This is a genomic window from Mesorhizobium marinum, from assembly GCF_040813675.1.
GTDB classification, from domain to species: Bacteria; Pseudomonadota; Alphaproteobacteria; order Rhizobiales; family Rhizobiaceae; genus Mesorhizobium_K; species Mesorhizobium_K marinum.
This window is the reverse complement of the sequence record NZ_JBFOCI010000001.1, coordinates 905,561-928,872: the sequence shown is the minus strand read 5'-3', so window position 1 is coordinate 928,872 and position 23,312 is coordinate 905,561. Positions and strand designations below refer to the sequence as shown.

The following is a 23,312-nucleotide window of genomic DNA, read 5'->3' as shown; positions in this document are numbered from 1 at the left end:
CCCTCAGCCGGCGCCGGCGAGCAGGCTCGCATTGCCGCCCGCGGCCGTCGTGTCGACGCACACCGAGCGTTCGTGTGCGTAGATCGCCGGATAAAGCACCTCGGTGACAAGCGGCACGATCGGTCCGGATTTCTGCGCCAGCGCCGCGCGGATGGCGCGCGCGGCGTCTGCGGAACCTGAAAAGGCGACGACATCGATGGGGAGCGCGCCGAGGTCGGCGGTATCGACGACACCGTTGATTGCCGCGAGCGGAAGTCCCTTGCCGGTCAGCGCCTGGAGCGACGCCGGCGCGCCCGGCGCGACGGCAAGCACCGCGTTGCCAGCCGCCAGCGCCTGGATCGCCTGGGTCAGGAGAGTGTCCGCGTCCGGGCCGAGGCACAGCACGCGCCCGCGCGGAGCCAGCGTCAGTGAATTGGCCTCGCCGGTCGGTCCCGGCAGGTCGACCGGCCCAAAATCGACGCTCGCCGCGGCGGCAATCGCGGCCGCGCCCTTGCCGCGCAGATGCTTGCGCAGGACGGCCACGCGGTCCGCGCGCGTCGACCATCCCTTGAGCGAGGGGTCGGGCAGGTTGTCTTGAAGCTCTGCCAGGCTCGTTGTTGCGCCGGGCGCCGGCTCAATCTGGTTGCCCGATACCGCCTTCCTGAAACGCCTGAGATAGTGCGGGCCGCCCGCTTTTGGTCCGGTTCCGGAAAGCCCCTCCCCGCCGAACGGCTGCGAGCCGACGGCAGCGCCGATCTGGTTGCGGTTGACGTAGATATTGCCGGCATGGATGCCGTCGACGATGTGCTGGACCCGCGCCTCGATGCGCGTGTGCAGACCGAAGGTAAGGCCGAAGCCCTTGCGATTGATCGACATGACCACGTCGTCGATCTCGTCGGCGTCGAACGTCGCGACATGCAGTACCGGTCCGAAGATCTCCCGGTCCATCTCCTCGATGCCCGAAACGCGGAAGATATGGGGCGGCACGAAACGGCCTCCGGACGGCGCGTCGAGCCTGGCGATCAGCCGACCCTGCTTTTCCATCTCGGCGCAATAGCCGCCGATTGTCTTCATTGCATCGTCATCGATCAGCGGCCCGACATCGCTCGATATCTGCCAGGGATCGCCGACGACGAGGGCCTCGAGCGCGCCCTTCAGCATTTCCACCACCTTCTTCTCGACGTCTTTCTGGACGTAGAGGATGCGCAATGCGGAGCAGCGCTGGCCGGCGCTCTGGAATGCCGAGGCGAGAATGTCGCGCACCGCCTGTTCCGGCAGCGCGGTTGAATCCACGATCATGGCGTTCAAGCCGCCGGTCTCCGCAATCAGCATCGCGTCCGGCTCGGCGGTCCTGGCGAGCTGGCGCTCGATCGCCTTGGCGACCTCTGTCGAGCCCGTGAAGCAGACGCCGGCAATCCGGGGGTCGGCGGTCAGCGGCGCGCCGACAGACGGGCCATCGCCCGGGAGCAACTGGATCACATCCTCCGGCACGCCGGCCTCGTGCAGCAGCGAAACGGCGCGCGCGGCGATCAGGGGCGTCTGCTCTGCCGGCTTGGCGATCACCGAGTTGCCGGTGACCAGCGCTGCGGCGATCTGACCGGTGAAGATGGCCAGCGGAAAGTTCCAGGGCGAGATGCAGGCAATGGCGCCGCGCGCCGCGGTGCCCGCCTCGACGGTCGGCGCCTCCGCCGCGTAGTAGCGCAGGAAATCGACGGCCTCGCGCACCTCGGCGATGGCGTCCGCCAGCGTCTTGCCGGCCTCGCGCGTGGCGAGCGCGAAGAACTCAACGGCATTGCTCTCATAGAGATCGGCCGCGCGGCGCAGGATTGTCGCACGCTGGGCGACCGGAAGCGCCGCCCAGGCGGGCTGGGCCGCGACGGCAAGGCGTACGGCGGACGACACCTGCTTCGACGACGCTTCGGTCACCTCGCCTACTACGTCCTTGACCCGGGCAGGATTTAGGATGGCCCGCTTGGAACCGGATCCAGCCGCGCGCGTGACCGTGCCGGCGGACCAGCGCCCCATATCCAGGAAATCGGACTTTTCCTTCTCGATGCGGGAAAGCATGGTCGGGTCGGTGATGTCGAAACCGGTCGAGTTTCGCCGCTGCGGGAAGATGTCGGCGGGCGCAGGGATGAAGGGATTGGTGGCCGGCCCCTGCTCGGCCACCACGTCGAACGGATCGCGTGCGATCGTTTCCGGCGCCACGTCCGTGTCGGTCAGTTGATGCACGAAGGACGAGTTCGCGCCGTTCTCCAGCAGCCGGCGCACCAGATAGGCGAGCAGGTCGGAATGGGCGCCGACCGGCGCGTAGATGCGGCATCGGGTGCCCTCGGACTTGCGGACGGCCTCGTGCAGCTCTTCGCCCATGCCGTGCAGCCGCTGGAACTCGAAACAGTCGGTGTCAGGCGCCATCGCCAGGATGGCCGCGACGCTGTGCGCGTTATGGGTGGCGAACTGCGGGTAGATGCGATCGGTCATCGACAGCAGGCGGCGCGCGCAGGCGATGTAGGAGACGTCGGTGTTCGCCTTGCGGGTGAACACAGGAAAGCCGCTCAGCCCCAGCACCTGGGCGCGCTTGATCTCGGTGTCCCAATAGGCGCCCTTGACCAGCCGGACCATGATCTTGCGTTCGTGTTTTTCGGCGAGCGCATGGAGCCAGTCGATGACGAAGGCGCAGCGCGGCCCGTAGGCCTGCACCACGACGCCGAAACCGTTCCACCCGGCAAGCTGCGGATCCGCCAGCACGCGCTCGATGACATCGAGGGAAAGGTCAAGGCGGTCGGCCTCCTCCGCGTCGATGTTGAGGCCCATGCGGGCGTCACGCGCCGCCACCGCCAGGGCCAGAAGCCGCTCCGCCATGACCGGCAGCATGGCCTCCCTCTGCGCCTGCTCATAGCGGGGATGAAGCGCCGAGAGCTTCACCGAGATGCCCGGGTTGAAGCGGATGTCATCGCCTCGCGCGTGTCTTGCGAGCGCCCCGATCGCATTGCGGTAGGCCTCGAAATAGCGCAGCGCGTCGGCTTCGGTTCGCGCGGCTTCGCCCAGCATGTCGTAGGAGTAGAGATAGCCTTTCGCGGTCAGCGGGCGGCCGCGCTTGACGGCTTCCGCGATGGTGCGGCCCAGCACGAACTGCTCGCCCATCTCCCGCATCGCCGCGGCGACGGCCGTCCGGATGACCGGCTCACCGAGCCGCCGCACCATCGAGCGCAGCGTCCGCTCGATCGTGCCCTCGCCCTCCTCCAGCACGCGCCCCGTCAGCATTAGCGCCCAGGTCGAGGCGTTGACGAACATGGATGCGGAACTCCCGGACTGCGCGGACCAGTCCTGCGGGGCGATCTTGTCGCGGATCAGTTCGTCCATCGTTTCGGTGTCCGGGACCCGCAGCAGCGCCTCGGCAAGGCACATCAGCGCCACGCCCTCCTTGGTCGACAGGCCATAGGCGGACAGGAAAACCTCCATCAGCCGCGGGTCCGACGAACTGCGCACCGACCGCACCAGGTCGGCGGCGCGCCCGGAGATCGCGGCCCGCTCGGCCTCGCCAAGTCCGGCCTCGCCGACCAGGCGCTTCAGCGCAGCCGCTTCGTCGGGCAGGTAGTTGTCTCTGATCTTGCGGCGCAGGGCAGCGAGGGTCGTCATGGCCTATCCCGGAGGTGATGGGTTCCTGACGCCATATCTAGCACGATCCGCATTCCCGCGCGATCTGAACAACTCGACATTGCGCGTACATCGGCCTATTTCAGGGCCACGCATTTCAACAATTTGCCCACGATCTGGAAAATGACAGACCGATTGGACCGCATAGACCGGAACATCCTCGCCGCGCTTTCGCGCGAAGGACGGATGTCGATGCCGGAACTCGCGACGCGGGTCGGCCTCTCCAAGACCCCCGTGCAGGCGCGCGTCAAACGGCTGGAGAAGGACGGCTACATCCGCGGCTACGCAGCCGTCATCGACCGCGAACGCATGGGCGAAGGCCACGTCGCCTTTGTCCAGGTAAAGCTCTCGGACACGCGTTCCATCGCACTCGATGCCTTCAACCGCGCCGTCGCCGAGGTCGCCGAGATCGAGCAGTGCCACATGATCGCGGCCAGTTTCGACTATCTGCTCAAGGTGCGCACCAAGGACATTGCGGCGTACCGGCGGGTACTCGGCGAGCGCATCTCCGCCCTGCCCCATGTGGCGCAGACCTCGACCTTCGTCGCGATGGAAACCGTCAAGGACCGCTGAGGCGGCGGCCCGACTAGTTGGCCAGCGTTTCGAGGAACGCGATCAACTGCTGGCGCTCCCGCTCAGAAAGCTCGATGGGATGGAGTTCCGACAGGCCGGAGGGCGCTGCAGGGGCGGCCGCATAGTGGTCGACGACCTCCCTCAGCGTCGCGAACTGACCGGCGTGCATGTAGGGCGGGCGCGTCGCCGCGCCGCGCAATGATGGCGGCTTGTAGGCCCTTTCGAGTTGCGACGCGTCCCTCACCGTGAAGCGCAACTCGCCGCAGGCGTCCGGTCCGGCGTCGCTGAACCTGCCGAGGCAATTGAACGGATCAGCTGCGACATCCATGGCCCCCTTCGCGCGCCCGATATCCTCCGGAAGCCCTGTCACCGCCGGAACGCCGGTGTTGTGAAAGGAATCGTCGGTCAGGCGCGGACCGGTATGGCAGGTCGAGCAAGCGGCCTTGCCTATGAAAAGCCTGAGCCCCGCTATCTCCTCGGCTGAGAGGGTCTCACCGGCCCCGGGTACCTTGCCGGTTGCCAACGCCCTGGCAAACCGGTCGAAGCGTGTTTCCTCCGGCGCGAGCGAGCGTTCGAATGCCGCGATCGCCTTGCCGATATTGGAGAAGACGCGGTCCACCGCCTCCTGCTGCATAGGCGTCATCGCCGCCCAGGCGGACCGCTGCGCTTCAGTGCCAAGCGGACCGGCGTCGGCCGGCACGGCGGAAAGATCCGGCAGCGGGCCGAAGATCCGCTCATAGCGCTCGCCGAACGCCTCCTTCATGAAATGCGCATAGAAGGTGCGCGTGCCGGCGTGTTCGCGCGGATCCTCCAGCGGCGCCAGCGCCTGCGCCCAGAGACTGTCGCGGCGTCCGTCCCAGAAGAACCATGGACCCCAGGCGACACCTGCAAGCGGCATCGTGCGCCGGTTGGTCGTGCCTGCCCCCTTGCCGAGCGGCAGGTCGTCCTGGAACTGGCGGTCGATCTTGTGGCAGGTCGCGCAGGAAACGGCGCCGTCGCGGCTCATGCGCTGGTCGAAGAAGAGCGTCGCGCCAAGAGCCGCGGCCGCCGGATCGTCTGCGTACCTGTTGGTGGGGTCGGCAGGCAGCGCCGGCAGCGAAGACAGGGAAAGGGAGACGACGATGGCCTTTTCGGCGTCGGTGAGGTCGTCGGCTCCGCATCCGCCCAGAATCCCGGCCGATGCCAGCAAGGCCGCGCAGATCGATCCTCGCCAGCGCCGGGTCATCGCTCAAAGCACAAGGTTGAAGGTAACCGTGTCTGTTCCGGCCGGCGCGGAAATCCCGAACTTCAACTCCCACCACCCGGTCATCGAGAATTTGATTCCCTCGACGAGATAGCGTCCCCCGCCCAGGGATTGCGTCATCTCGGGCGCAGTCGGCAGACCGTGATTGTGGTCGGGCATGCCCCCTTCTACCGTGATCACCGCGTCGTCGAGCGGACTGCCACCGGCGGTTTTCACGGTCAGGATCCAGGCGTGCAATTCACCCTGCCGTATCTCCGCAACCTGCGGCTCGACGGAAGCGACATAGAGGCCTGCGGCGGAAGTTCGGGTCCGCGACTGATCGAGCGCGGCTTGCGGCGGACTGGCGCCCGGCGACGCCACGAACGCACCGAACGCCGCAAGCATGAGCCCGACGACCGCCAGCGCGTAAAGCCAGACTGATTTCAATGCCATCTCCATGAGTTTGGATAACGACCGCCGGTGCGCCCGTCATCCCGTCCTTGACGCGGCCGAAGCATGGCTTCGCGCCCTCCGAAAAGCTATAGCGTCTGCGAATCCGGAGGGAACAGATGGCAAGGGACGGAATCGCGTCGATCGGCGAATGCATGCTGGAACTGTCCGGCAGGACTGGCGCAGACTGGCGAATGGGGTTTGCGGGAGACACGCTGAACACGCTCTGGGCGCTGCGCGCCCTGAGCGGGCCGGAACGCGAGGCCAGCTACGTCTCCGCTTTCGGCGACGATCCTTTCTCGAAGGAGCAGATCGCCTTCTTCCAAGCCAACGGAATCGGGATCGGCGAAAGCCCGATCATCGCGGGCGCCCGACCCGGCCTCTATGCCATCACGCTGACCGGCGCCGAACGCTCCTTCACCTATTGGCGCGGAGATTCCGCAGCGCGCCAGCTCGCCTCCGATCCCGGTCGACTGTCAAAAAGCCTCGAAAATCAGTCGCTTGTCTACTTTTCCGGAATCACATTGGCAATCCTGGAGCCCGCCGCGCGCAAAACCCTGATCGACGCCGTCGATCGCGCCCGCAAGGCCGGCAGCCTCGTCGCCTTCGACCCCAACTATAGGCCACGCCTGTGGGCATCGACGGATGCCGCCCGCGCAGCGATCGACGAAGCCGCGTCGATCGTCGACATCGCATTGCCGACTTTCCCCGACGAACAAAGCCTCTACGGCGACGCTACCCCCGAGGATACGGCAAGCCGCCTTGCCGCGGTGGGGGTGAAGGAAATCGTCGTCAAGAACGGCGAACTGCCGGCCTTGGTCTGCAACGATGGCGCAGTCGAGAGCGTGCCCGCCGTCCATGTGGCGGAGCCGGTGGACACGACCGGCGCGGGCGATTCCTTCAACGGCAGCTATCTGGCGGCGCGGCTGGCGGGTTCGCCGCCGGTCGAGGCCGCTCGCACGGCGCACGCCGTAGCCGCCGCCGTCGTACAGGTACGCGGCGCACTCGCACCGTTCGAAACCCTGCGCGCCGCCTTTCGACCTAGCTGACGCCGAAGCGGTACTCGGTGACCTGCCGGTAGATTTCGTTCGGCCACAGGACCGCCTGCGGGAAGTAGGGACGGTTCGGGCCGTCCGGCCATGTCTGCGGCTCGAGGCAGAACCCTGCATAGTCCCTGTATATCCGGCCGCCGTGGCCGGGCACCGTCCGGCCGACATGCGCACCGGCATAGAACTGCACGCCTGGTTCGGTCGACCAGACCTCCATCCCGACGCAGGACGACGCGCCCCGCACGGAGGCGATCCGTCTCAACGGCCCGCGCGCCGCGGCGAGGCAGAAATTATGGTCGTAGGGGACCTGTTCGCCTTCCTGTTCCAGGCGGATCGGGCGCGACCGGCGGAAGTCGAAAACCGTTCCGTCGACCGGTTCGACAACGCCGGTCGGGATCAGTTCCGCGTCGACCGGCAGGTAAGCGTCGGCCGCCAGCATCATTTGATGATCGAGAATGTCGCCGCTGCCGCCGTCGTCCAGGTTGAAATAGGAATGATGCGCAAGGTTGCAGAGCGTCGGCTGATCGCATGTCGCCGACAGTTCGACCGAAAGCGTGCCGGGAATCTTCATACGGTAGGTGCAGGTGACGTCGAGAGCGCCCGGGAAACCCATGCTTCCCGCGGGATCGTGCAGGGCCAGGGTGACAAAATCCTGGCCGCGCAGCAGCACCTCCCACATCCGGTTGCCGAAGCTCTGGCTGCCGCCATGCAGCGTATGCTTGCCCAGGAAGTTCCGGTCAGCCTGGTACTGGGTGCCGCCGATGGAAAAGCGCCCGTTGGCGATGCGATTTGCGAAACGGCCCGCTATCGCGCCCATGTAGGGCGAATGCGCGGGGTAGTCGTCGAAGCGGTCGAAGCCCAGGACCAGCGGCGGCTCATGGCCATCGAGACGTAGATCCTGGACGACCGCGCCCCAATCGAGGACATGCGCGGTCAGCCCTCCTCCGGCAATGCGGAAGCGATGAACGGGGTCGCCGGCCTCGGTCCGCCCGAATATCCCGCCCTCTGCCATATCAGTCTCCGCTCAGGACCTGCATGCCAAGGAGACGCCGGGTTGCCCCGGATCGCAAGAGGAATCAGAGGCCCAGGCCGCCCAGGCAGACATATTTGGTGTCGAGATAGTCCTCGATGCCCTGATGTCCGCCTTCGCGGCCGAGCCCGGATTCCTTCACGCCGCCGAAAGGCGCCTCGACCGTAGTGATCAGCCCCTCGTTGACGCCGACCATGCCGTACTTCAGGCCTTCCATGACGCGGAACGCGCGCCCGAGGTCGCCGGTGTAGAAATATGCGGCGAGACCGAACTCGGTGTCGTTGGCGAGCCGAACCGCCTCTTCCTCGGTCTCGAACTTGAAGACCGGCGCCACCGGCCCGAAGATTTCTTCCTTCATGAACTTCATCGACGGCGTGGCGTCGGCGATCACTGTCGGCTCGAAGAACGAGCCGCCGAGTGCATGGCGCTTGCCGCCGGCCACGACGCGCGCGCCCTTCGCCTTGGCGTCGTCGACGAACTCTTCGACCTTCTCGACCGCTTTTTCGTCGATCAGCGGACCCTGCTGCGTGCCCTCCTCGAAACCCGAGCCGACCTTGAGCCCGGCAGTCGCCGCCGCCAGCTTTTCCACGAACGCGTCGTAGACGCCGGCCTGGACGAGGAAGCGGTTGGTGCAGACGCAGGTCTGGCCCGAATTGCGGTACTTGGCGACGATGGCGCCTTCAACGGCGCGGTCGATGTCGGCGTCGTCGAAGACCAGGAACGGCGCGTTGCCGCCGAGCTCCATCGACACCTTCTTGACGGTCGACGCGCATTTCTGGATCAGCAGCTTGCCGACGTCCGTCGAGCCGGTGAAGGTCAGCTTCTTGACGAGCGGGTTGGTGCAGATCTCGTCGCCGATCTCGCTGGCCGATCCGGTCACGATGTTGATCACGCCCTTCGGAAAGCCGACTTCCTCGGCAAGCACACCCCAGGCGAGCGCCGAATAAGGCGTCTGCGATGCCGGTTTTACCACCGTGGTGCAGCCGGCCGCGAACGCCGGCCCCAGCTTGCGCGCTAGCATCGACGAGGGGAAATTCCACGGCGTGATGGCCGCGATCACGCCCACGGGCTGCTTGGTGGTGATGATGCGGCGATCGGCCCACGGAGACGGGACGACGTCGCCATAGGTGCGCCGGCCCTCTTCGGCAAACCACAGGATGTAGGCAGCCGAGATCGCAATCTCGCCCCTGGCCTCGGCAAGCGACTTGCCCTGCTCCGTCGTCAGCAGTTCGGCGAGCGGCTGCTGGTTGTCCATGATCGCGTCATGCAGCTTGCGCAAAAGCTTGTGGCGCTCGAGCACGGAGGTCTTCCTCCACGAGTTGAACGCTTCCTCGGCCGCCTCGATGGCGCGTCGCGTCTCCGCCTTGCCGGACTTCGGAACCGTGCCGATCTTGAGGCCGGTCGCCGGGTTCGTCACGTCGAGCGTGGCGCCGCTGTCGGCCTGTACCCATTCGCCCCCGACGAGGTTGGCCTGGCGCATGAAATGGCTGGTTTTCTGGAGCATCTGGGCCTCCCTTTCGGCGACGCTGCGCCTGTTTGCGAGTGGTTCACGCCTGGAGCGTAGGCGGCATTCGTCCGCGCCATGCTCTACAGCAGCCGGCATTGGACCAGCAATCTCTAGTGGCCGAAAGGTCGTGGTCCAAGGCCGAGCCTCAGCCGAGGACCGCCTGGGCGGCAGTCAGCCAGAAGGCCGTGGTCGCCACGGCGCAGGCGGTGCTGATCGTCATCTGGTTGGAAGCCAGCGCCTGGCCGGTGCCGAATTGCGTCGCGATCAGGTAGGAATTGACGCCGGAGGGAAGCGACGCGGCCGCGACGACGACCTTCGCCGCAAGCGGCGGCAGCCCGAGCAGAAGCACGGCCGCCAGCGCGACCGCAGGCATCAGGAACAGCTTCAGCGCCGACAGCGCCAGCGCGGGCGCGACGTTCGCCGAGATGCCGAACTTCCTGAGGCCGAGCCCCATGGCGAACAGGGCGAGCGGCCCCGCGATGCCGGCGAGCGCGTCGACGAGCCGCGCCGCGAGCGACGGCAGCGGCAGGCCGGTCATGCGCCAGGCCAGCCCGATCAGAATGCCGATCACCAGCGGGTTCCTGGCGATGCCGCTGGCGAAGCGGCGGACGACCTCGAGCGGGTCCTTCGCGCCGCCGGCTGGCCCGAAGATGCTGAACAGGATGATCGAAGCCATCATCATGACCGGCAGGTGCACGGCGATGATGAGCGACAGTATCTCGAAGCCTTCGCGGCCGAAGACGCCCTGCATGAAGGGAACGCCGAGGAGCAACAGGTTGGAAAACGCGGTGGCGACCCCGCCGACGACCCCTGCCCGCGAATCCCGGCCGAAAATGCGCGTCGTGGTCAGGTGCCCCGCCGTCCATGCCACGACGACGGCGGAAAAGTAGGCCGCCCACAGCGACCAGGGGGCGGAACCGTGGAAATCCGCGCCGACCATGGTCCTGAACAGGAGCAGCGGCAGCGCCACTCCGACCGCAAACTGGGACAGCGCGTCGCCGACCTCGGCCTTCAGGAAGCCGGTGGCGCCGGCGAGATAGCCGAGCGCGACAAGCCCGAAGACGAAGAGGACGGTTTCGATGACCGGTGACACGACATGCCGATTAGGCCAGCCGGGGGCGGCGCGCAACAGCGACGGCGCATGTCCGGAACTGCGCTCCCTCGCCACGCCGGCCCGGCGCTTGCCTTTCTTTTCTGTTTCCGATCCCTATGTCCTGACGTGTTTCGCGAGAAAGGCGCATCATGCTTCGCATCGTCACCACAGCAATCCTCATCGCCCTGACGGCAAGCGCCGGCGCGACCGAGGCCGGCTGGGCGCTGCTGCGCGAGGGCGAGCATGTGGTCCTGTTGCGCAATGCAATGGCACCCGGGGCGAGCGAACCCGCGAACTTCGACATCGAGAAATGCTCCACGCAGCGCAGGCTTTCCGAGCGCGGCAAGCTGCAGGCCCGCAAGATGGGCGCGCTTTTCGCGGCGCGCGCGGCGCCGACCGAGCGCGTCCTGAGCAGTCGCTACTGCCGTACGCTCGAAACCGCCCGGCTGGCCTTCGGCGGCGCCGAGGAGTTTGCGGCTCTCGACCCGCCGGCCGCGGACGAAACGGCCAGGAAGCAGCAGATCGAAGCGGTCATGCAGGAGATTCGCGGCTATTCGGGATCGGGCAATTTCATCCTGGTAACGCACCTGGAGACGATCCAGGCCCTGACCGGCCAGACGGCGCGGGAGGGCGAAGCCGTTATTGTCGCGCCGGAAGGCGACGGGCTGAAGGTTCTGGGCCGGATTATTTTCAATTGAACGGCCGCGCCCTTTCGTAGTACGCCGTGCAGAAAGGCCCGCAGCCCTTTTCATGGCAGGAAAAAGCGAATAGACAGCCGGTCGACAAACCGCGCCGGAGCTTCGTTCCGCAGGGATTTGAAGGAAGAACTGTGACGACCACTTTCGACAAAGTCGCCAAGATCATCGCGGATACCAGCGAGATCGACATCGCAACGATCACTCCGGAAAGCCACACGATCGACGATCTCGGCATCGACAGCCTGGATTTCCTCGACATCGTGTTCGCGATCGACAAGGAGTTCGGCATCAAGGTGCCGCTGGAGAAGTGGACGCAGGAAGTCAACGACGGCAAGGTCTCGACCGACGAGTATTTCCTGATGAAGAACCTGTGCGCCAAGATCGACGGGCTGGTTGCCGCCAAGGCGGCATGATGCCGTCTGGCCGTTTGGCCGGAAACGGCGCGCCATGAACCCCAACGACGTCCTCATCACCGGCATCGGGCTGGTTTCCTCGCTCGGCGAAGGCGTCGATGCGCATTGGCGCGCGCTGACGGCCGACCGGCCCGAGGCGGTGACCGACGATCAGCGTTTCGCCCCCTACGTCATCCACCCGCTGCCCACCATCGACTGGGGGCTTCAGATCCCCAAGCGCGGCGACCAGCGGCAGATGGAAACCTGGCAGCGTCTCGGCACCTATGCGGCCGGGCTCGCCCTGGACGACGCGGCGATCAAGTCCGACGAGACGCTCTGCGCGACGATGGACATGGTGGTGGCCGCCGGCGGCGGCGAACGCGACGAGGCGGTGGACTCGCTGATCCTCGAGGCGTCGACGGCCCGCAATGACCGCGACGTCCTGCTCAACGAGAAGCTGACCACCGACCTGCGCCCGACCCTGTTCCTGGCCCAGCTTTCCAACCTGCTCGCCGGCAACATCTCGATCGTCCACAAGGTCACCGGCTCTTCGCGCACCTTCATGGGCGAGGAAGGCGCAGGCGTCTCGGCGGTCGAAACCGCGGCCGCGAGGGTCCGTTCCGGCCAGTCGTCGCACATGCTGGTCGGCGCCGCCTTCCAGACCGAGCATCACGACATGCTGCTCGGCTACGAACTGGCCGGCTACCTTCACCGCGGACCCTGGAAGCCGGTCTGGCAGCGACAGGGCAGCGAGGGCGGCGGGGTGATCACCGGCTCCGGCGCCGCCTTCCTCGTCCTCGAATCGCGCGCGCATGCCGAGAAGCGTGGCCGAAAGCCCTATGCGCAGCTTGGCCCGGTGTTCTCGGAGCGGGCGCGGCGGCGCAAGGAAAGCCTGGTCGACGTGATCGCCGGGCTCGTCGCACGGTCGGGACTGCCGCAAGACAGGCAGGAACTGGCGATATCCGGCGCCTCCGGCGCGCACGCCGCCACCGCCGCCGAGAAATCGGCCTTCGACGCCGCTCCGAATGTCGCCCTGCGCGGGCTCTCGGGCGTCGTCGGCCACCTGAAGGAAGCGCAGTTTCCCTTCGCGGTCGCGCTCGCGGCGCTGGCGGTGCACAATCGCGCCGGCTACCCGCCGTTCGACGCCGACGTCGAGAAGGGGTTCGCCGGCGACTTGGATTCTGTCCTTGCAACGTCGGTTGGCTATCACCAGTTTGAGGGTGTCGTGCGCGTTCTGGCGGCCGACTGACCATCGAGGAACCAGGCATGGCTAAGCTGACGGATCACCTTGGAAGGCCGGTCGTCGCCGTAACCGGCGTCGGCATCGTCACCTCGCTCGGCGTCGGCAAGGAGGACAACTGGTCCGCCCTCACCTCGGGCCGGTCGGGCATCCACCCCATCACGCGGTTTCCGACAGACCACCTCAACACGCGGATCTGCGGCACCGTGGACTTCCTCGAATCGAGCTCGAAGGGGGCAAGCCCGCTGACCTACGAACTCGCCGAGACCGCGGCGCGCGAGGCGATCGGTGAATCCGGCCTGTCGACCAACGATTTCGGAGGCCAGCTTTTCCTGGCGTCGCCCCCGGTCGAGCTCGACTGGAAGGACCGCTTCGACCTCTACGCCGCCGGCCATGAAGGCCCCGCGCCGGACCGGGTCCTCGAGATCGCCCGCGGGCTGAATTCGCTTGATATCTTCGAGACTTCGCAGTTCGGATCGATCGCCGATCGCCTGGCCGACACCTTTGGCACGCGCGGCCTGCCCATCACGCTGTCGACCGCCTGCGCGTCGGGCGCCACGGCCATCCAGCTCGGCGTCGAGGCAATCCGCAGGGGCGAATGCGACCGGGCGCTGTCGATCGGCGCCGACGGTTCGGTGACCGCCGAGGCGCTGATCCGCTTCTCGCTGCTCTCGGCCCTGTCGACCCAGAACGACGTCCCGGAAAAGGCATCGAAGCCGTTTTCCCGCGACCGCGACGGGTTCGTGATCGCGGAAGGCGCCGCGGCACTCGTCCTGGAGTCGCTCGACAGCGCGCTTGCGCGCGGCGCAACCGTGTTGGGCATCCTGCGCGGATGCGGCGAACGGGCCGACGATTTCCATCGCACCCGCTCCAAGCCCGACGGCTCGCCCGCCATCGCAGCGGTGCGCGCGGCACTTTCCGACGCGGGCCTCTCCGAAGACGAGATCGGCTATGTCAACGCCCACGGAACCTCGACGCCCGAAAACGACAAGATGGAGCACCTGTCGCTCTCCACGGTCTTCGGCGAGCGTATCCGCAGCCTTCCCATCTCCTCCAACAAGTCGATGATCGGCCATACCCTGTCGGCGGCAGGCGCGGTCGAGGCGGCGTTTTCGCTGATGACGATGCGCGAAGGCGTCATCCCCCCGACCATCAACTACGACAATCCGGACCCTGCGATCGACCTCGACGTGGTGCCGAACGTGAAGCGTTCGGCCGACGTGAAGACCGTGCTTTCCAATTCCTTCGGCTTCGGTGGCCAGAACACCTGCCTTGTGTTGGCGCGGGAACCCGTCTAAGCGGACGCCCTGACCTCCGAGACACAGGGAAGTTTGACCGGCCAAATGCGCGCATTGCAGCTGATCGAGGACCGCAGGCTCGAAACGGTCGACGTCGCCCCCCCGCCCCCGCCCGGGCTTGGCGAGGTGACGCTGTCCGTGAAGGCTGTCGCGCTGAACCATATCGACGTCTGGGGATGGCGCGGCATGGCCTTCGCCAAGCGCAAGCTGCCGCTGACGATCGGCGCCGAGGCTTCCGGCGAAGTGGAGGCGGTCGGCCCCGGCGTTTCGGGGCTGGCGCCCGGCCAGCTGGTCTCGATATACGGCGCGCGGACATGCGGGCTCTGCCGTCCGTGCAGCGAAGGCCGCGACAATCTCTGCGAGCACGTGTCTGGCGTGCACGGTTTCCATCTTGACGGCTTCGCGCAGGAGAAGATCAACCTGCCTGCGCGCCTGCTGGTGCCCGCACCGCCCGGCGTAGACGCGGTCGGCGCGGCCGTTGCTCCTGTCACCTTCGGCACGGTCGAGCACATGCTGTTCGACAACGCCAGGCTCCAGCCGGGCGAAACCATCCTCGTCCATGCCGGCGGCTCCGGCATCGGTACGGCGGCTATCCAACTCGCCCGCAAGATGGGCTGCACCGTCATCACCACGGTCGGCTCGGCCGACAAGATGGCCAAGGCGGCGGCGCTCGGCGCCGACCACGTGATCAACTATCGCGAGGATCGCTTCGAGGGCGTCGTGCGCAAGCTGACCCGCAAGAAGGGCGTCGATGTGGTGTTCGAACATGTCGGCGCGGACACCTGGGCCGGCTCGATGCTGTCGCTGAAGCGCGGCGGCAGGCTGGTGATCTGCGGTTCCACCTCGGGCGTATCGACGAGCATGAACCTGATGCAGCTGTTCCAGCAGCAGCTCAAGATCTTAGGGTCATTCGGCTGCCGCATGGAGAACATGGCGAACGCCATGCAGAAGATGGCGGCCGGGCTCGTGACGCCCGTGATCGACACCGAAGTGGATTTCACCAGCATCGGCGATGCGCTGAAGCGGATGGAAAGCCGGGACGTCTTCGGCAAGATCATCCTGCGCGTCGGCTGAGGGGCGACGCTTGGCGCGCAGCACGATCGCAAGCCTGCGCTATGGCTTCCTGCGCCGCGCCACGCTTTTCGCGCGCCGTGCCAACCACTGGCTGATCGCGCGCGTCGCGATGGGGGCGCTCTGGTCGCTGCGCAAGCTGCCGCCGGACAGGGCTCTCGATTTCGCCGCTGCGGCGGCACGCCGGATCGGCCCCTGGTTCGGCCGCCATCGCACCGCCGTCGACAACCTGCGCAACGCCTACCCCGAAAAGTCCGCCGAGGAGATCGAGGCGATCGCACTGGACATGTGGGACAACATGGCCCGTCTGGCGGCGGAATACATCTTCCTCGACCAGTTGTTCGACTTCGACCCCGCCAACCGGCAGTCAGGCCGCATCGAGATCGTAGGCGAGGATCTCTTCGTGCGGCTGGCGGCGGAAAACAAGCCGCACATCCTTGTCACGGGTCATCTCGGAAACTTCGAACTGCTGCCGATCGCCGCCGCGGTGCATGGCCTCAAGGTGACGGCGCTGTTTCGGCCACCGAACAACCCCTACATCGCCGACTACGTCCTCTCCACGCGACGCTCGACCATGGGCGAACTTCTCGAGACGCGCGCAGGCGCCGCGTTCGCGCTCGCCTCCATCCTGGAAAGGGGCGGCAACGTCGGCGCACTGGTCGACCAGAAGTTCATCGACGGCGTCCCCGGACAGTTCTTCGGTCGCGAGTGCCAGACAAATCCGGTCGTGCCGATGCTCGCACGCCGTTTCGAGTGCCCCGTGCATCCGGCCCGGTGCATTCGGCTGCCCGGCAACCGGTATCGGCTGGAGATCCACGAGGCGCTGGAACTGCCGCGCAACGCCGACGGCGTCATCGACATCGAAGCAGCGACGCAGCGCCTCAACGACCTCGTCGAGGGCTGGGTGCGCGAGCACCCGGGCCAGTGGATGTGGTTCCACAAGCGATGGGCCATCAGCCGGCGGCAGAAGCGAAGCCGGAAGAACGGCCGGGGCACGCAGAGCGCCCGGAGCTAGGCTCGTGCCGGGCGGACTTCAGTTGACGACGGTGATCCGCGTATTCGAGCGGCCGACCTGCTGGACGAGCGAATAGAAAGTCGCCGCATTCCCCGTCTGCAGCCGGATGCAGCCATGCGATGCCGGCCGTCCGAGGCTCTTCACGTAGTTCGTACCGTGAATGGCGTAGCCGCCGTTGTAGAACACCGAATACGGCATCGGCGACATGTCGTATTTGCGCGAGTACCACATCCGGTGCAGGCGCTTCGGGCTCCAGGTTCCGCGTGGCGTCCAGTAACCGGGACGCGCGGTCGAGACCTTCCAGCGATGAATGACGCGGCCGTTCTTGCTGACCGTCATCGTCTGGCTGGAAACATCGATGCGGGCGACGAGGCTGGCGCTCCAGCCCTGCAGGGTCGTGGCAGCCAGCGTTGCTGCCACCGCCATAGCCATCAGGATGGATTTTTTCATATGACAGTCCCCCTGCCCGGTTTTGACGGAATTCGACCGCTGCCCCCATTAAACTACGATCGCGGCCGATGCTCCAAGCAAATCTCCAACCGGATCGGGCAAACGCGGCACAAATTCGCGTGACAGTTGCAATGCCGCAACGTCAGCCTTGCCAACAGGCCGGCGAGCCTGCTCAATTCGCGCCATGGATGAGCGGCTTTCCAAGACCATCGAAGACAGAACCGAAGAACTGGCGGCGCTTGCCGCCGACCTGATCCGTTTTCCGACCGTCAACCCGCCCGGAGACGCCTACCGCCCCTGCGCGGAATTCATCGGCGAACGCCTGCGCAAGCGGGGCTTCGGGGTCGAGTACATCCGGGCAGAAGGGGCGCCCGGCGACAGCGACCGCTATCCGCGGGTGAACGTCGTGGCCCGCTTCGACGGACGCTCGCGCGGGTCGGCCGTGCATTTCAACTCGCACATCGACGTGGTCGAGGCCGGAGAAGGCTGGACTATGGACCCCTTCGCGGGTCTGATCAGGGATGGGCGCGTCTATGGTCGCGGCGCCTGCGACATGAAGGGAGGGCTGGCGGCGTCCATCATCGCGGTCGAATCCTTCATGGACGTCTATCCGGATTTCCCGGGCGCCATCGAGATCTCGGGGACGGTCGACGAGGAATCGGGCGGGTTCGGCGGCGTCGCCCATCTCGCCAAGCAGGGTTATTTCTCCAGGCCGAAAGTCGACCACGTCATCATCCCCGAACCGCTCAACAAGGATCGGATCTGCCTGGGCCACCGCGGAGTCTGGTGGGCCGAGATCGAGACGCGGGGCGAGATGGCGCATGGATCGATGCCGTTCCTGGGCGACTGCGCGGTCCGCCACATGGGCGCGGTCATCCGGGCTTTCGAGGACGAACTCTATCCGGCGCTCGACCAGAAGCGGACCCGGATGCCGGTGGTGCCGGAAGGCGCGCGGCGCTCGACAATGAACATCAACGCGATCCATGGCGGCCAGACCGACGACTACAGCGGCCTGCCCTCGCCCAATGTGCCGGACTCCTGCAGAATGGTGATCGATCGGCGCTTCCTGCTCGAGGAGACCCTGGCCGAGGTCAAGGACGAGATCGTCACGCTCCTCGACCGCCTGAAAGGCAGCCGCAGCAAGTTCGACTACTCCATCCGCGACATCATGGAGGTCCTTCCCCTGATGACCGAACGCGATGCGCCGGTCGCCGAGGCGGTCGCCCAGGGCATTCGTGAAGTCTTTGGCCGCGAGCCCGAATATGTCATCTCGCCGGGAACCTATGACCAGAAGCATGTGACGCGAATCGGCCATCTCCACGACTGCATCGCCTACGGGCCCGGCATTCTCGACCTGGCGCACCGGCCGGACGAGTGGGTCGGCGTCGCCGACATGGTGGAATCCGCCAAGGTGATGGCCGTCGGCCTGGGCCGGTTGCTCGGCGCAAGCGGCCGTTGAAGGCCTCTGATATTCGAACCGCACCGGGTCTCTGCGACGGCTTTGGCAGAAACCCGATTTACTGATCTTCGAAATCGCGCTTCTATCCGCGCGGCCAAAGCAACGGGAGAGCCGCCATGAACATCTGGAAGTCAGTTGCCGCAGCAGCCGTCGTGGCGCTTGCCTCTGGACCGGCCTTGGCCGCGCGTGCCGACCTCGTGCTCGGCATGCCGCTGGAGCCGCCGCATCTCGACCCGACGGCAGGCGCCGCCGCCGCCATCGACGAAGTGCTCTACGCCAACGTGTTCGAAGGCCTGACCCGCATCGGCTCGCGCGGCGAGGTACTGCCGGCGCTCGCCGAAAGCTGGACGGTGTCCGACGACGGCAAGCTCTATACCTTCAAGCTGAGGACCGGCGTGAAATTCCACGACGGCACGGACTTCGACGCCGCCGACGTGAAGTTTACGCTCGACCGCGCGCGCGCCGACGATTCGACCAATGCGCAAAAGGCGCTGTTCGCGGCGATCGAATCGGTCGACGTCGTCGACCCGGCCACGGTCACGGTGACGCTCGGCACCCCTCAGGGCTCGTTCCCGTACAACATGGGATGGGGCGATGCGGTGATCGTTGCCCCCGAGTCTGCCGACACGAACAAGGAGAAGCCGGTCGGCACCGGCCCGTTCAAGTTCGACAACTGGGCCAAAGGCTCGTCGATCACGCTCGTCCGGGCCGATGGGTACTGGGGCGAGCCGGCGGCGCTGGAAAAGGCCGAATTCCGCATCATTCCCGACGCGGCCGCAGCCGTTCCGGCGCTGCTTTCGGGCGACGTGCAGGCGCTGCCCAACTTCCAGCTGGGCGACGCGCTGCCCCAGGTCCAGTCCGACCCGCGCTTCAAGGTCGTGATCGGCTCGACCGAAGGCGAAACCATCCTCGCCACCAACAACAAGAAGCCGCCGTTCGACAATCTGAAGGTTCGCCAGGCAATCGCTCACGCCATCGACCGCAAGGCCATCATCGACGGTGCCTCGGGCGGGTTCGGCGTTCCCATCGGCTCGCACTTTTCGCCCGCCAACGAGGCCTATGTCGACCTCACCGGCACCTATCCCTACGATCCCGCGAAGGCGAAGGAATTGCTCAAGGAGGCCGGACTCGAGAGCGGCTTCAAGACGACCCTGAAACTCCCGCCGGTCGGCTATGCCCGCGACGGCGGCCAGATCATCGCCTCGCAACTGCGCGAGATCGGCATCGAGGCCGAGATCATTCCGGTGGAATGGGCGGACTGGCTGAAGCAGGTCTTCACCGAGAAGGACTACGACCTTTCGATCGTGTCGCACACCGAGCCCAACGACATCGGCATCTATGCGCGCAAGGAGTACTACTTCAACTACGACAACCCCGCCTTCGACAAGGTGATCGAGGAACTCAACCTCACCTCGGACGTGGCCAAGCGCAACGCGCTCTACGGCCAGGCACAGAAGATCCTCGCCGACGACGCCGTCAACGGGTTCCTGTTCGAACTGCCGAAGATCGGCATCTGGGATGCCAAGGTCGAAGGGCTCTGGGAGAATTCGCCGATCCAGGCGAACGACCTGACGAAGGTGAAGTGGATGGAATAGCCGCACCGGCCTCCCCGTCGTTGCGGGACGCTGGAAACCGTGTGGCGACATGACCGGGTACCTCCTTAAGCGCGTCTTGTCCGGCCTGCTGACGCTGGTCGTGGCGTCGGTCGTGGTCTTTTCCGTCCTCGAAGTCCTGCCGGGCGATGCCGCCCGGCTGATGCTCGGGATGAACGCCACCGACGACGCCGTGCAGGCCCTGCGGACGCAGATGGGCCTCGATCAGGGTTTTGTCGTGCGCTACCTCCAGTGGGCGGGCGGTCTCCTCAGCCTCGATTTCGGCCGCTCCTATACCTATTCGGTCCCGGTGATCGACCTGGTCGCCGAACGCGCGGCCGTTTCCCTTCCGCTGGCCCTGATCTCGCTCGGCCTGTCGGCGGCGATCGCAATCCCGGTCGGCCTGTTCGCCGCCGCGCGTCGCGGCCGCGTCGGCGACACCGTCGCCATGACCCTCTCGCAACTAGGTGTGGCCGTCCCCAACTTCTGGTTCGCGCTTCTCCTGGTCTATGTCTTCGCGGTGTGGTTGCGGCTTGTGCCGGCAGGCGGCTTCCCGGGCTGGGGCGCCGGCATCTGGCCCGCCTTGAAGGCGCTCGTCCTGCCTGCCCTTGCCCTCGCCCTGCCCCAGGCCGCGATCCTCGCGCGTGTCACCCGCTCGGCGCTCGTCGAGGTGCTCGGCGAGGACTTCATACGCACGGCACGCGCCAAGGGCCTGCCGAGGGCGACTGTGCTGCGTCGCCATGCCCTGCGCAACGCCATGCTGCCCGTCCTTACCATCCTCGGGCTGCAGTTCGCCTTCCTGCTGGCCGGCACGATCATCATCGAGAACGTGTTCTACCTGCCCGGCCTCGGCCGCCTCGTCCTGCAGGCCATCAACCAGCGTGACCTGATCGTCGTCGAGAGCGTCGTCATGCTGCTGGTCGCGACCATCATCGTGATCAACCTGGTGGTCGACCTCTCCTACGCCATCGTCGACCCCAGGCTCCGGGTGCGGTCATGAGCGACGGAATAGCCGCCGATCGGCACTTCCTGGCACGGGCCTTCTCGAACCGGTCGTTCCTCGCCGGCTTCGCCATCACGGCGCTGGTCGCCGCCATGGCGCTTCTGTCCTTCGCCTGGACGCCCTACGACGTGACGCGGCTGGTGGTGGCCGACCGCATGTTGCCGCCATCGGCCGCCCATCTTTTCGGCACCGACCAGTTCGGCCGCGACGTGCTCTCGATGATCATGGTCGGCGCGCGCAATTCGATTGCCGTGGCGCTCGTCGCGGTCGGCATCGGCATGGGCATCGGCGTGCCGCTCGGCTGCTGGGCTGCGGCGCGGGGCGGCTATGTGGACGATGCGCTGATGCGCCTCAACGACGTCGTTTTCGCCTTTCCGGCGCTCCTGTCGGCAATCATGATCACCGCCGTCTTCGGCCCCGGCGCGGTCAACGCCATCATCGCCATCGGCATCTTCAACATCCCGGTGTTTGCGCGCGTCGCGCGCGCCGGGGCCCTCTCGCTCTGGCCGCGCGAGTTCGTCCTCGCCGCCCGCGCCGCCGGCAAGGGCAAGGCCCAGATTACCGTCGAGCACATCCTGCCCAACATCGCGAGCCTGCTCCTGGTTCAAGGAACCATACAGTTCGCGCTCGGCATCCTCGCCGAAGCCGGGCTCTCCTACATCGGGCTCGGCGCGCAGCCGCCAATGCCGAGTTGGGGCCGCATGCTGTTCGACGCCCAGACCCGGATGATCGTCGCGCCCTATCTCGCCATCGTCCCCGGAATGGCGATCGCCGTCACGGTGCTCGGCCTCAACCTGATCGGCGACGGCATCGCCGACACGCTCGACCCGAAGCTCAGGCGCAGGCGATGAACGTTCTCGAAATCGAGGATCTCTCGCTCGATATCGGCGGCACGCCGATCCTGAAGGGCGTAGACCTCTCGGTCGCGGCAGGCGAGGTGCTGGGGCTGGTTGGCGAGTCCGGTTCGGGCAAATCGATCACGGCTCTTTCGGTGATGAAGCTGCTTCCCGACGACGCCAGCGTTTCCGGGCGCATCTCCTTCGGCGGCATCGACATCCTGGGGGCCACCGAAGAGCGCATGTGCGCACTGCGCGGCGACGACATCGGCATGGTGTTCCAGGAACCGATGACCGCCCTCAATCCCCTGAAGACGATCGGCGAGCAGGTCGCGGAGGGCATTCGCTGGCACACCGGCGCGAACCGGGCCGACGCAGGGGCGGCGGCACGCCGGATGCTCGACCGCGTCGGCCTGCCGGCGACGAAATTCCCACCCGAGCGCTATCCGCACGAGCTGTCGGGCGGGCAACGCCAGCGCGTCGTGATCGCCATCGCCTGCGCGCTCAAACCGAAGCTCCTGATCGCCGACGAACCGACGACGGCGCTCGACGTGGTCCTGCAGGCGCAGATCCTGCAACTGCTTCGCGACCTCGTGGACGAAAACCGCATGGGTCTTATGCTTATCTCGCACGATCTGGCTGTCGTCACGGAGATGGCGGACCGGATCACCATCCTGCGCGGCGGCGAGGTGGTTGATGCAGGCGAAACGGCCGAAACCCTGTCGGCGCAGAGGCATCCCTATACGCGGCAGCTGGCGCTTGCGTCGATGCATGTCCCGGCACGGCAGCCGGCGCTCGCCAGGCAGGCCGCGGACGCCGATGGTCGCGCAGGCGCCCTGCTCGCGGTCGAAAATGTCAGCCGAGACTATCCGGGCCGCCGCAGCGGCCTGTTCCGCAAGCCGGCGCCGGTCCGCGCGGTCGACGACGTCAGCTTCACGCTGGACGCGGGGCGCTCCATTGCCCTGGTGGGACGTTCGGGCTGCGGAAAGTCGACGCTTGCAAGGATCATCCTGGCGCTCGACGAACCGACATCGGGAACGATCGCCTTTCGCGGCGAGACGATCACCGGACGCGACCAGGCGGCGTTGCGGACGGCGCGCCGCGACCTGCAGGTCGTGTTCCAGGACCCCTACGGTTCCTTCAACCCCCGCCGCACGGTCGAATGGCTGGTTGGCGAGCCGCTGCACCTGCTCGAGAAAAGGCCGGCCAGCGCGGAGCGCCGGGAACTGGTGGCGCAGGCGCTACACGAAGTGGGCCTGAAGCCCGCCGACATGCAGCGATATCCGCACGAATTTTCCGGCGGACAGCGCCAGCGCCTGTCGATCGCCCGGGCGATCATCACGCGGCCGAAACTCGTCGTGGCGGACGAACCGGTTTCGGCTCTCGACGTCTCGATCCGCGCACAGATCCTCGACCTGTTCGCCGATCTGAACCAGCGGCTCGGCGTCGCCTACCTGTTCATCACGCATGATTTGACCGTGGCGCGGGCCATCACCGACGAGGTCATGGTGATGGACGAGGGCCGCATCGTCGAGACCGGCAGCACGGCGGACGTCCTGTCGGATCCGCAGACTGCGGCCGCGCGGGCGCTTGTCGAGGCCGCACCCGACCTCCACCGCGCAATCGCGCATCGGATGCGGGAACAGGGCTAGGCGAAATCGCCGGCACGGCGCGCCTGGGAAAGGGATGCGGCGCCTC

20 protein-coding genes are annotated in these 23,312 nt (G+C 66.6%); 13 read left to right on the top strand and 7 right to left on the bottom strand.

Features of this window, described 5'->3' with window-relative positions:
- Window positions 1-3 precede the first annotated feature (3 nt).
- Window positions 4-3,618, bottom strand: a complete 3,615-nt coding sequence (putA, locus tag ABUE31_RS04385) for a bifunctional proline dehydrogenase/L-glutamate gamma-semialdehyde dehydrogenase PutA (RefSeq protein WP_367722266.1) — start codon at window positions 3,616-3,618, stop codon at window positions 4-6.
- Between the two features lie 141 nt (window positions 3,619-3,759).
- Between putA and ABUE31_RS04380 the strand changes: the two genes are divergently transcribed.
- Window positions 3,760-4,209 (top strand): Lrp/AsnC ligand binding domain-containing protein, encoded by a 450-nt coding sequence (locus ABUE31_RS04380; RefSeq protein ID WP_367722265.1) that lies wholly within the window; start codon window positions 3,760-3,762, stop codon window positions 4,207-4,209.
- Window positions 4,210-4,222: 13 nt separating this feature from the next.
- Here ABUE31_RS04380 and ABUE31_RS04375 read toward each other — a convergent pair whose 3' ends face one another.
- Entirely contained in the window at window positions 4,223-5,434 is a 1,212-nt protein-coding gene (locus ABUE31_RS04375; protein WP_367722264.1) for a cytochrome-c peroxidase, read from the bottom strand.
- Window positions 5,435-5,437: 3 nt separating this feature from the next.
- Window positions 5,438-5,884 carry a FixH family protein gene (locus tag ABUE31_RS04370; RefSeq protein WP_367722263.1) on the bottom strand — a complete coding sequence of 149 codons (447 nt, stop codon included), beginning with the start codon at window positions 5,882-5,884 and terminating at the stop codon, window positions 5,438-5,440.
- Between the two features lie 116 nt (window positions 5,885-6,000).
- On the opposite strand from ABUE31_RS04370, the gene ABUE31_RS04365 reads away from it, so the two are divergent.
- The gene (locus ABUE31_RS04365; protein WP_367722262.1) at window positions 6,001-6,930 is read left to right on the top strand and encodes a sugar kinase; all 930 of its coding nucleotides are present in this window, start codon (window positions 6,001-6,003) and stop codon (window positions 6,928-6,930) included.
- Here the strand turns inward: ABUE31_RS04365 and ABUE31_RS04360 are convergent.
- The 3 genes from ABUE31_RS04360 to ABUE31_RS04350 form a co-directional block, all read right to left on the bottom strand.
- Window positions 6,923-7,942, bottom strand: a complete 1,020-nt coding sequence (locus tag ABUE31_RS04360; protein ID WP_367722261.1) for an aldose epimerase family protein — start codon at window positions 7,940-7,942, stop codon at window positions 6,923-6,925. The two genes, ABUE31_RS04365 and ABUE31_RS04360, sit on opposite strands and share 8 nt — an antisense overlap.
- Before the next feature lie 64 nt (window positions 7,943-8,006).
- A complete protein-coding gene (locus ABUE31_RS04355) occupies window positions 8,007-9,464 on the bottom strand; it encodes an NAD-dependent succinate-semialdehyde dehydrogenase (protein WP_367722260.1) in 1,458 nt (485 codons plus the stop codon).
- A 148-nt stretch (window positions 9,465-9,612) separates the two neighbouring features.
- Complete coding sequence (locus ABUE31_RS04350) at window positions 9,613-10,560, bottom strand: AEC family transporter (protein ID WP_367722259.1); 948 nt, start codon at window positions 10,558-10,560, stop codon at window positions 9,613-9,615.
- Between the two features lie 149 nt (window positions 10,561-10,709).
- Here ABUE31_RS04350 and ABUE31_RS04345 point away from each other — a divergent pair, with 149 nt between their 5' ends.
- The 6 genes from ABUE31_RS04345 to ABUE31_RS04320 all read left to right on the top strand — a co-directional run bounded on the left by ABUE31_RS04345 (window position 10,710) and on the right by ABUE31_RS04320 (window position 16,274).
- Window positions 10,710-11,258: a histidine phosphatase family protein gene (locus ABUE31_RS04345; protein WP_367722258.1), complete on the top strand. Its 549-nt coding sequence runs from the start codon at window positions 10,710-10,712 to the stop codon at window positions 11,256-11,258.
- 131 nt (window positions 11,259-11,389) lie between these two features.
- Entirely contained in the window at window positions 11,390-11,671 is a 282-nt protein-coding gene (locus tag ABUE31_RS04340; RefSeq protein ID WP_367722257.1) for an acyl carrier protein, read from the top strand.
- Window positions 11,672-11,705: 34 nt separating this feature from the next.
- Window positions 11,706-12,899, top strand: a complete 1,194-nt coding sequence (locus tag ABUE31_RS04335; RefSeq protein ID WP_367722256.1) for a beta-ketoacyl-ACP synthase — start codon at window positions 11,706-11,708, stop codon at window positions 12,897-12,899.
- A gap of 17 nt (window positions 12,900-12,916) precedes the next feature.
- Window positions 12,917-14,188 (top strand): beta-ketoacyl-ACP synthase, encoded by a 1,272-nt coding sequence (locus tag ABUE31_RS04330; protein WP_367722255.1) that lies wholly within the window; start codon window positions 12,917-12,919, stop codon window positions 14,186-14,188.
- Between the two features lie 45 nt (window positions 14,189-14,233).
- Entirely contained in the window at window positions 14,234-15,262 is a 1,029-nt protein-coding gene (locus ABUE31_RS04325; RefSeq protein WP_367722254.1) for a zinc-binding dehydrogenase, read from the top strand.
- Window positions 15,263-15,287: 25 nt separating this feature from the next.
- Window positions 15,288-16,274, top strand: coding sequence for a lipid A biosynthesis lauroyl acyltransferase (locus ABUE31_RS04320; protein WP_367722529.1), 987 nt, complete (start codon window positions 15,288-15,290; stop codon window positions 16,272-16,274).
- An 18-nt stretch (window positions 16,275-16,292) separates the two neighbouring features.
- Here the strand turns inward: ABUE31_RS04320 and ABUE31_RS04315 are convergent, their stop codons facing one another.
- Window positions 16,293-16,724: a L,D-transpeptidase gene (locus ABUE31_RS04315; RefSeq protein ID WP_367722253.1), complete on the bottom strand. Its 432-nt coding sequence runs from the start codon at window positions 16,722-16,724 to the stop codon at window positions 16,293-16,295.
- A gap of 184 nt (window positions 16,725-16,908) precedes the next feature.
- On the opposite strand from ABUE31_RS04315, the gene ABUE31_RS04310 reads away from it, so the two are divergent.
- The 5 genes from ABUE31_RS04310 (at window position 16,909) to ABUE31_RS04290 (ending at window position 23,266) form a co-directional block, all read left to right on the top strand.
- Complete coding sequence (locus tag ABUE31_RS04310) at window positions 16,909-18,183, top strand: acetylornithine deacetylase/succinyl-diaminopimelate desuccinylase family protein (RefSeq protein WP_367722252.1); 1,275 nt, start codon at window positions 16,909-16,911, stop codon at window positions 18,181-18,183.
- Window positions 18,184-18,299: 116 nt separating this feature from the next.
- Complete coding sequence (locus ABUE31_RS04305) at window positions 18,300-19,778, top strand: ABC transporter substrate-binding protein (protein ID WP_367722251.1); 1,479 nt, start codon at window positions 18,300-18,302, stop codon at window positions 19,776-19,778.
- A 49-nt stretch (window positions 19,779-19,827) separates the two neighbouring features.
- Window positions 19,828-20,775 (top strand): ABC transporter permease, encoded by a 948-nt coding sequence (locus tag ABUE31_RS04300; RefSeq protein WP_367722250.1) that lies wholly within the window; start codon window positions 19,828-19,830, stop codon window positions 20,773-20,775.
- Entirely contained in the window at window positions 20,772-21,629 is an 858-nt protein-coding gene (locus ABUE31_RS04295; RefSeq protein ID WP_367722249.1) for an ABC transporter permease, read from the top strand. Before ABUE31_RS04300 ends, ABUE31_RS04295 begins: the two co-directional genes overlap by 4 nt.
- Window positions 21,626-23,266: an ABC transporter ATP-binding protein gene (locus ABUE31_RS04290; RefSeq protein WP_367722248.1), complete on the top strand. Its 1,641-nt coding sequence runs from the start codon at window positions 21,626-21,628 to the stop codon at window positions 23,264-23,266. The genes ABUE31_RS04295 and ABUE31_RS04290 overlap by 4 nt, the downstream gene beginning before the upstream one ends.
- Window positions 23,267-23,312 lie beyond the last annotated feature (46 nt).